At 43.1% G+C, this 8,772-nt stretch carries 7 protein-coding genes; 2 read left to right on the top strand and 5 right to left on the bottom strand.

Going from position 1 to position 8,772, the window contains the following annotated elements; all coding sequences use genetic code 11:
* Positions 1-120: 120 nt before the first annotated feature.
* Both H6S82_RS09845 and H6S82_RS09840 read right to left on the bottom strand, forming a co-directional pair.
* A complete protein-coding gene (locus H6S82_RS09845) occupies positions 121-1,296 on the bottom strand; it encodes an FAD-binding oxidoreductase (protein ID WP_190472761.1) in 1,176 nt (391 codons plus the stop codon).
* 86 nt (positions 1,297-1,382) lie between these two features.
* A complete protein-coding gene (locus H6S82_RS09840) occupies positions 1,383-1,736 on the bottom strand; it encodes a DUF952 domain-containing protein (protein WP_190472759.1) in 354 nt (117 codons plus the stop codon).
* 229 nt (positions 1,737-1,965) lie between these two features.
* On the opposite strand from H6S82_RS09840, the gene H6S82_RS09835 reads away from it, so the two are divergent.
* Complete coding sequence (locus tag H6S82_RS09835) at positions 1,966-2,175, top strand: hypothetical protein (RefSeq protein WP_190472756.1); 210 nt, start codon at positions 1,966-1,968, stop codon at positions 2,173-2,175.
* A 125-nt stretch (positions 2,176-2,300) separates the two neighbouring features.
* Here H6S82_RS09835 and H6S82_RS33940 read toward each other — a convergent pair whose 3' ends face one another.
* Positions 2,301-2,429 carry a hypothetical protein gene (locus H6S82_RS33940; protein WP_255512296.1) on the bottom strand — a complete coding sequence of 43 codons (129 nt, stop codon included), beginning with the start codon at positions 2,427-2,429 and terminating at the stop codon, positions 2,301-2,303.
* A 65-nt stretch (positions 2,430-2,494) separates the two neighbouring features.
* On the opposite strand from H6S82_RS33940, the gene H6S82_RS09830 reads away from it, so the two are divergent.
* Positions 2,495-2,902, top strand: a complete 408-nt coding sequence (locus H6S82_RS09830; protein ID WP_190472753.1) for a GFA family protein — start codon at positions 2,495-2,497, stop codon at positions 2,900-2,902.
* Positions 2,903-3,009: 107 nt separating this feature from the next.
* On the opposite strand, the gene H6S82_RS09825 is transcribed toward H6S82_RS09830, so the two are convergent.
* Positions 3,010-8,082 carry a hypothetical protein gene (locus H6S82_RS09825; RefSeq protein ID WP_190472750.1) on the bottom strand — a complete coding sequence of 1,691 codons (5,073 nt, stop codon included), beginning with the start codon at positions 8,080-8,082 and terminating at the stop codon, positions 3,010-3,012.
* Positions 8,083-8,376: 294 nt separating this feature from the next.
* Positions 8,377-8,607, bottom strand: a complete 231-nt coding sequence (locus H6S82_RS09820; RefSeq protein ID WP_190472747.1) for a hypothetical protein — start codon at positions 8,605-8,607, stop codon at positions 8,377-8,379.
* Between the last annotated feature and the right edge of the window lie 165 nt (positions 8,608-8,772).

Below are 8,772 nucleotides of genomic sequence, written 5' to 3'. Positions count from 1 at the left end.
CAAAGACGTTTTTTGTTTTTGAAAGTTGCTTTGTTCGCTCATTACCCAGCCAATCCAAAATCTAAAATCCAAAATCTAAAATAAGTTGACAATGCCGGTAATCAAAATTTTGGCAATAGATTAGGGTGCGATCGCAATTTGTTCGATAATCGGATCGTTATCTCCATCTGCCCAAGCGGCAAATCTTTGGGCTAGAGGCGGTACGAATACCAGCGGATTGCTGAATCCGGAAAATATGTGAAGACCTTCTATGCTTGGTAATTTACCGATTGCGGGTAAGCGATTGTGGCTGAAAGCAACTAAACAGTGATGCCACGTTCCCGGCAATTTCCCCAATGCGGGTAGGACTTTTCCAACTTCGGCTCGAATAGCAGTTTCGCTGGCTTCTGGGTCTATTGTGGCATACGGGTCGGTGAGAGCGCGACTGATTTGCCCCATTATAATGCTGCCATCTTGAAATTGAATCGCACCGGCATCTAAAATGGTAGCATTTGGCGACGGTATTGGTTTCTGACCCTCGTTCCATAAGTTATCGAACTCAGCCGCGCTTGTTTGAGCTTCTAGTTGAAAGCGTTTCAGTTGGGCAGGCATTACTAAGGTATTTAATTGCAAATCGACGGGAGGAGTTTCTATCAGTTCGGCATGGGAAAAATACAGGCGTACCGATATGCCTGCATCTTTGAGCAATTGTCGGCTAATCCCACCTGCACAAACAACGATGTTGAGGCTGTGGTATGTTTCAATGTTAGTTTGTACTCCCAAAATGCGATCGCCTTCTCGAACAAATCCCCATACTTTAGCAATTTGTATCTCCCCGCCTCTCCTAATTGTCGCTTGACAGTAACCTTGGGCGGTTAATTCTGAGTTGATGTGACCGTGTTTTACTGTTAAAGCACCACTCAGAGAATCTGGATTGAGTAAAGGTTCGATCGCACAAGCTTCTTCTACACTAATTAACTTGGGAGGGATGACGCATTGGCTGTATGCTGCTGCAACTTTTTCCGGGTTATCTTCGGCATCAATAGTTAGGATTAAATCTAATTCGCGAAATTGTGTATCGATGTCTAATTCTTGGGAGAGAATGCGATTGCGATTGATTCCTTCCGCGCACAGTTGACGAGTCAATTCTGTTGTCCCCGACCAATATGCCAAACCGCCATAACTGTAGCGAGTCGCATTATTTGGTGCGGCGTTTTGTTCTAATAAAAGTACAGAAAACCCTTTTTTTGCCAGTTCGTAACTAAGTGCCGCACCAGTAATCCCGCCGCCGATAACAATCCAATCGTATGTTTTCATTTTTAGACTGTGAAGTATTCTTTCTGGACATCGATTACCAACAATGCTCTTTTGATTTTGTTGGTTCTCCATTCTGCCTGGTTAAATTATTCCTTCATTGTATCACCTAAGTTCGTCGGTAATTCAAATTCGCCATTGTCAAGCGGTTCAAAATCTAGTACTTGGGTAACTGCATCAATATTTAAGATCCCGTAAATATGAGGATAATGTTCCTCTCCCACACCTTCGTACCGAATTTCCGCTCGAACTTTGTCAGATTCGATCCAAAGAATTACCAAACCTTTTTGATTGTCAAAATATTTGTTGGCTGTTTTGACAACTTGGTGCGGTGTTGAGCAATGGATAAATCCTTCTGTTTCTAATGTATCGCCTTTATAAAAGCCATCGAGTTGTGCTTGCTCCCATTGTTCGCGCTTCGTGATATGCAAAATTATCTTCATTCGATTTTATCCTCTCTGATGTTATTGCAAATTTTTGTTAATAGGTTGGCTCTCGCGCAGAAATCACCTTTGTTTCCGATCGTTGTAGCTATTTAAGATGATAGCCAGCTAAAAGGATTTCCAGAATAAACCAAACTTAATATCATTATAAATTAAATTTAACCTTGATAAGGTAATCTTTCTGAAACCAGTAATACTAATCTACCAATCTCGTAACCCCCTCTTAAACATGAGTGATTTTTCTAGCGAGAAGTGGCAAACGATTAAAACGCTTGCCGCTAGGCTGCAAGCTATAAAGACAATTATAGAAACTTTTGATGGCCAAATTAACAATCAACCGTTTGCTGAAGAACTCAGACCAATAAAAGAACAGTTAGAAGCTGATTTTGAAGGCAGCTTGAATGCTTTGCTGGATTTAATTGATGAAGATGATATTTAAATCGGTTGGCATCTAAATATAAGATGTCTAGATTCAGATCTAAATTTTTAACAGGTTTGTTTTTCTGTTTAGCAACTTTTTGGTTATCTCCACTCTTGCACAAGGTCAAACGACCAAATTTACACTCAACCTAAACTGGTTGTTTGCGGAATTTGGACAACCTGTTCGTCAGTCGGTTCGATCTGAGAAACTAGAGTTCGTATTTGTGCGATGTTGGAATTAGATCGCAAATTATTTGGCGGTACTTCACGCATTGCCAACAGCAGCCTGAAATGAGCGAAAATATGATAAAATTTGGGGCGACAAGGAGTTTAATCAAATGACTGTAGAAATCGACAAACCCGTAATCTACGATGGTGGCTGTCACTGTGGCGCTGTCCGCTTTCGGGTGGTGGTGGAGAAGCACGAAGCGGACGAATGCAATTGCTCGATATGCAAAAAAAAGGGATTTTTACATCTGATTGTACCGCCGGAAAAGTTTACGCTGCTAAGCGGTGAAGATGTTTTGAGGACTTATACATTTAATACTGGTGTCGCGAAACATACTTTCTGCGGTATTTGCGGAATTCACGCATTTTATAGACCGCGATCGCATCCTAACGACTACGATGTAAACGTGCGCTGTCTGGATGGCGATGCGATGTCTAAATTTCGCATTATTCCCTTTGACGGAGCCAATTGGGAACAAAGTATAGACCAACTGCACTCGCGAGTGCAACCATCATAAGGGGCTAGGGCGTCGGGAAAGAAAAATCTAGAATTAAACATTTTGTAGAATTGACAACTTCCTAATTGACGCCTCATGGGTTGCGATAAAGATTAAAGAGCTAATTTTTAATTTTCGCAGAGGTTGCGATCGCTCTCGCGAACATTGATATTAGTCTTCAGATAATCGCGTACCCAATTGCAACCCCGTACCTGGAGATATTCGAGATCCAAATTCCATAAAATCACCTGTTTATCCTCACTAGCAGAAGCGATCGTCTTGCCATCCGGGCTGAAATTCACGCTCAAAACCTTACCCTTGTGACCCTTCAAAATATTGGGTTCCCTAGTGTTAAAATTCCAGAGTATAACGGTATTGTCATCGCTAGCAGAAGCGATCGTCTTGCCATCCGGGCTGAAACTCACCCAGTTCACCGAACCGCTATGTCCTTTTAAAGTATCGATGAAAGCGCCGTTCCGAGTCCAAAGTTTAACAGTTTTATCATCGCTAGCAGTGGCAATTATTTGACCGTCCGGGCTGAAATTCACCCAATTCACCGACCCGTTATGCCCCTTCAAAGTAGCGATTTCTTTACCGTTCCGACTCCAAAGTTTGACAGTACCATCCTTAGTAGCTGAAGCAATTATCTGACCGTCCGGACTGAAACGAACCCCCCATATCCCATTGACATTTAAGTTGAGAGTTTGAAGTAAAGTGCCATCGCGCCGCCAGAGTTTCACAGTTTTATCTTCACTTGAAGAAGCGATCGTTTGACCGTCGGGACTAAAAGTCACGCTGGTGACTGACTTATCGTGTCCCTTGAGGGTGTTGAGTAAAGTACCGTCCCGCCGCCAAAGTTTGATCGTTGTATCCTCACTGGCAGTAGCTAAAGTCTCCCCATCTGGGCTAAAACTAACATCGAGAATCCAGTTGCTGTGTCCCGTCAACGTTTTCAGCAACTTACCGTCACGCCGCCAAAGTTTGACAGTTGCGTCCGAACTGGCGGAAGCCAAAATCTGCCCATCGGGGCTGAAACTAACGCTGTTGACCCAATCTTGATGACCTGTTAACCTTTTTAGTAACTTGTTGTCAATTCTCCACAGTTTAACGGTGTTGTCATCGCTGGCGGTGGCAAGAGTCCCACCGTCGGGCGACCACGCTACCGCCCTTACGCCATTCCCGTGTCCGCTGAGGGTTTTGATTAAAGTACCGTCGCGCTGCCAGAGTTTGATGGTTTTGTCGGCGCTGGCGGAGGCAATCACATCGCCTTGCGGATTGAAACTTACGTCTAGCACCAAATCTTTGTGTCCGGTCAAAGTGGCGATCGTAGTTCCATCCAGTCGCCAGAGTTTGACCGTTTTGTCCTCGCTAGCACTTGCAATTAACTTACCGTCGGGACTAAATGCGACATTTTGAACCGCATCGCGATGTCCGGTGAGGGTATTGATTAGTTTGCCATCCAGTCGCCAGAGTTTGATGGTTTTATCTACACTACCAGAGACGATCGTTTGGCCATCGGGACTAAAACTAACGCCCAGTACCCAATCAGTATGGCCTTTAAAAGTTCTGATTAATCTACCGTCAATCCGCCACAGTTTAACAGTGTTGTCGGCGCTGCCGGTCGCCACAGTCTGACCGTCGGGTGACCAAGTTACGCAAGTCACATCATTTGTATGCCCTTCTAGGGTACGCAGTAAAGTGCCGTCGCGATGCCAGAGTTTGACGGTGTTGTCGGCGCTGGCGGTCGCAAGAGTTTGGCCATCGGGACTGAAACTGACGGCGGCAACTCCCGCTTTATGACCTGTGAGAGTGGCGATCGAACTGCCATCCCGTCTCCATAATATTACTGTTTTGTCATCGCTGGCGGTGGCGATAATCTTTCCATCCGGACTGAAAACGACGCCCAGAACATTATTAGTATGTCCCTCCAAACGGTTGTACTCTCTGACTCCGTAAACTGCCTGTCCCAGTGCCGTTACAACTGGAATATGGATCTCAGCTTCTGTCGTAGAAATTGATTTCAGTTGTTTAACTGCCCTCAAACTTTCTATTAACGCATCAAACTCTCGATTAGAAGCAACCAGGGCTTCTGAAGAAGCACTTATCGCCTTGATTTGGCTAATTTGTGCTAATTTTTTTTGCGAATTTACCGAGAATACCAAGCCGGTCAATATAAATACAGCCCCGCAGGCAGCTGCTAAGCTTCCTGTCTGAATTCGCTTGCGCCAAGCTTCACTTCTTTTTTGTTTTTCTTTGGCGTCTGCAAGTGCAGCTAGCAGTTCTTTTTCCTGGCGCAATTGCTCAATTACAACCTGACTCAGTTCTTCCCGATGACGCAAATCTGTTAACTCGGCTAACAAGCCTTGTTTTTCTGAATGACGAGTCAAAGTTTGGAGATAGTCGTTCAGGAATTGATAGCGTACATCTGCTATTTCTGCCAAAAGTTCTTTTTCTTGACGAAGTTGTACAATTTCTGTTTGCCTGCGGATCAGTTCTTCTCGCTGTTCTTCAACTTGTTCCAACAAGCCTAACTCCTGTTGTTGCAAATAGCGAATAAAAGTAACTAGATAATCGTGAATTAGTTGATAGCGCTGTGCCGGAAATTCCGGTAACTGAAAAACTAACCCGGATTTGACTAAAATCCACAACACTAAGTCTAAGTTATTTGGCTCTTCTAGTGCCTCTAAGTTAGATGCTAATTCAGCGCGAGTTTTGATCGGTCTTGTGCCGTTTTCATCTGTGAGTAAGTACAAGACAAGTAGCGCTACTTGTTCGTTTTCAGGGCCACAATCATGAATAACTTCTTGTAAAAATTGCTCTACAAGTCGGTTTTTAGGCCCGCGCTCTTGGTATTTACTAAGTGTTGTGATATTCTCTGCTTGGAGCTGCGCTCCCACTACCTGCAATTCAATGGGTCTTACTTCTCCAAAATCTGCGGCCAAATCTCTTACTAATTCATCAATGAGAGCTTCTTCCAAATAAAACTGAGAACGCTGCGTTAAGCTTTGAATTAGCGCTTTGGCGTCTGCTGGCGAAAAGTTACCTATGTAATGGAGGATATCTTTGCTGAGGATATCGTTGTTTATTATTGGCAAGTTAGTAAGGCGCTGACAACCTAACAAACGATGCAGATGATCTTCTCTTATGGAAAGTATGACTTTCACGAAAGGAAGATTAAGGCTATATCGCAGAAAATCAAAAAAATGTTTGATTTCAGATGAATTAGAGCCGACAAAGAAGAATTCTTCAAACTGATCGAAAATTAGCACAGTTAACAAATTTCTTTCTTGATTTTTCTGGAGTTGTGCTAATATTAATTGTGGTGTGTACAGGGGGTAATTTAGGCGAATATTTTTAATTTCCTTGAGCGCTTGTGCCAGTCCTCTTCCCAAGGTTTCACTCCAATCTGTGTAAACTTGCAGCACAACTGGCAAAGCATCTCTTGCGCCAAAGCTAGTTTGTTTTAATGCCGGTACTAATCCTGCATTGACAATCGAACTTTTCCCTACACCTGACTGACCGTAAATAACAGTTAGTTTTTGGTCATTACGGCTAATTCTTTCGATGAGACGATAAACATCTTGTTGGCGTCCGGAAGTAGCAATTTCTAGGGCAACTGTTCCTTGATATCCGGCATTTGCTCCAGTACGATCGATATTTACTAATGCGGGGTTAGTAGCTTGTCTTTGAGGTTCTAACTGACCTGCACCAATAAAAGCGCGGAAACCATATTGCTGTTCGATCGAACGTTGTTCCAGTTTGATTTGAAATGCTTCTCGATATTGACTCTGCTGGAAGTAGACCGATCGCAAAGTTTTTAAAATACGTATATATTGGCGAGGGTCGTAGTGAGCATTGCTGGCAGAACGAGCCATTTCCAGATTACTTATAGCCGACTCTATTTGACCGAGTTGCTGTTGAGCTATACCTAAAAGTAAAAGAGCTAAATTTTCATGTTGAGGGTATTTTCCCACATCAGATAAAGTAGTTTTTGCCAAAGTCGCTAAATACAAAGCTCCTTCCCAGTTTTGTCGTTTGAGAGCTACTTCTGCCAAGAATACATAATCTTGAGCTAGTTGTAAAATTTCACTACTAAAGTCTGTATTTCCGTAAGTTATATGCAGTTGTAAGGACTTGTTGGCCAGATTTTGTAAATTATCCCAATCTTCCATCCGTCGTAATACTTCGCCCAGATGTCCGATGAATTTCGCGACTAAATCTGGCCGTTCTAGCTCTTCAAAAACATTCACGCATTGCTGTAAATATTTGCGTGCTTCCTCCCAATGACGGCGGCTTTTTGCGGGTTCTAAATCTGCTTTTCTGCGATAGCAAAGACCGATGTGAAATAGCAGCAATCCCTCTTTTAATTTTGGATTTTGGATTTTGGATTTTGGATCGTTTAAGTGGTTATTTACATCCGGTATTCTCAAAACAAAATCTGTATTTACCTGCTGCCAAAAAGCTAAGCTACGCTGATAACAATCTAAAGCGACATCAATTATATCGTTAGCATAAGCATCGCGACCGAAGACAAATTCTAAGCTTGCTTCTAGTTCGGGATCGAGCTTTATGCCGCGATGAAGTAAATCTGTTTGAGCAAAATCTAATTCTAGGCGACGCGAAGAACCAATTTCTAAGTCGAGCGCTGAATTGTTCAGACAATTAACCGCGTCAGATTCTAAAATGGAAGCGAATAAAGAATCTGCATTTTGGCGTAAGGAATCTATTAATTCATCTGTGGCAATGACAAATTTAATTGGCGTGGCTGCCCAACTTGTCAAATCCGGCGCAAATTTGATTAGTTTTTGTTGTAGCTTATCGTTTATCCACAGTACCAAAGGAAATGGAAAACTTTGACGCAACTCATCTCGCATTTGATTGCTGGAAGTTAGCAAGCTTTCGATCGCGCTTACAGATTCCAAACCAAATATCATTAAAGCAGAAGGTCGAGTATCTCCCAATTCTGCTTGAATAATAGGATAAATTCTTGTAGTTAATTCGGGCAGAACTATTTCGCGAATATTGAAACTGGAAAGTTCTCGCAAACGTTGTAGTATCTGCGATCGCAAGCGCCCATAGTTACAGTTCGCCAACACCAAAGAAAATTGCCCCTGAGAAAGTGCGATCGCTCGCTTTAGCGTATTCAGGGAGCGATCGTTCTGTACAGCGGCATCTTTTAGTAGTTGTTTCGAGTTACCCACAAGTGAAAATTTTGCGCTTTTGCTAAAATCGGATCGATTGCAAAATAGCTCCCTTTGCCATGATTTTTTCTATCGAGATGTAAAATAAGGGTGCATATTTTTGCCGCAGACGTATCAGACATCAGTCATAATAATTTACGCGCAAGACAGGCTCTCACCCGGTAAACACGAGTGAGGTTTGTGGGCGATCGACGTATTTTACCATTACCTTTACCTGGAAGCGTCTAGGTTTTTACCCCTTGTACGAGCTACTGTGAGAGAAATCTGTGTAATATCCAAATTAACCGCGTAACTTTATTTGCAGCCCAGCCCTGTCCGGCGGCATTTTGGCGACTGTCCACCTCTAGCCGTAAGTATAAACGGCTCCAGTCGGTTGAGATCGGATGGTAACACGGCAGCTTTTGCGATCGACAGGGAAATCTCAATACGGGGAACGATCCGATCGATACTTTGGGTAAAACTTTGACCTGTATCGGTTACTAGCAGAGGGAACATTATCATTAAACTGAAAAACTTCTTGTTCATTGAACTCTCACCTTCCCATGCGGAGCCTGTGGAGATTTAGGTTTTTTTTGCCGATACTTCCGATTCATGACTAGCTTCATGGGTCATAGCCGGGGGTCAGGATGATTTTGCGGCAAATGGAATTTAATGGATATCAACTGCGGGAACAATTTTTGCTTCGATCGA

This window comes from Planktothrix sp. FACHB-1355, from assembly GCF_014748295.1.
GTDB classification, from domain to species: domain Bacteria; phylum Cyanobacteriota; class Cyanobacteriia; order Cyanobacteriales; family Aerosakkonemataceae; genus Aerosakkonema; species Aerosakkonema funiforme_A.
This window is presented reverse-complemented; position numbering and strand designations above follow the sequence as displayed.

Coding starts and splice junctions, on each gene's coding strand:
- H6S82_RS09845 (WP_190472761.1), bottom strand. CDS start 1,296: ATGAAAACATACGATTGGATTGTTATCGGCGGCGGGATTACTGGTGCG.
- H6S82_RS09840 (WP_190472759.1), bottom strand. CDS start 1,736: ATGAAGATAATTTTGCATATCACGAAGCGCGAACAATGGGAGCAAGCA.
- H6S82_RS33940 (WP_255512296.1), bottom strand. CDS start 2,429: ATGCGTGAAGTACCGCCAAATAATTTGCGATCTAATTCCAACATCGCA.
- H6S82_RS09835 (WP_190472756.1), top strand. CDS start 1,966: ATGAGTGATTTTTCTAGCGAGAAGTGGCAAACGATTAAAACGCTTGCC.
- H6S82_RS09820 (WP_190472747.1), bottom strand. CDS start 8,607: ATGAACAAGAAGTTTTTCAGTTTAATGATAATGTTCCCTCTGCTAGTA.
- H6S82_RS09830 (WP_190472753.1), top strand. CDS start 2,495: ATGACTGTAGAAATCGACAAACCCGTAATCTACGATGGTGGCTGTCAC.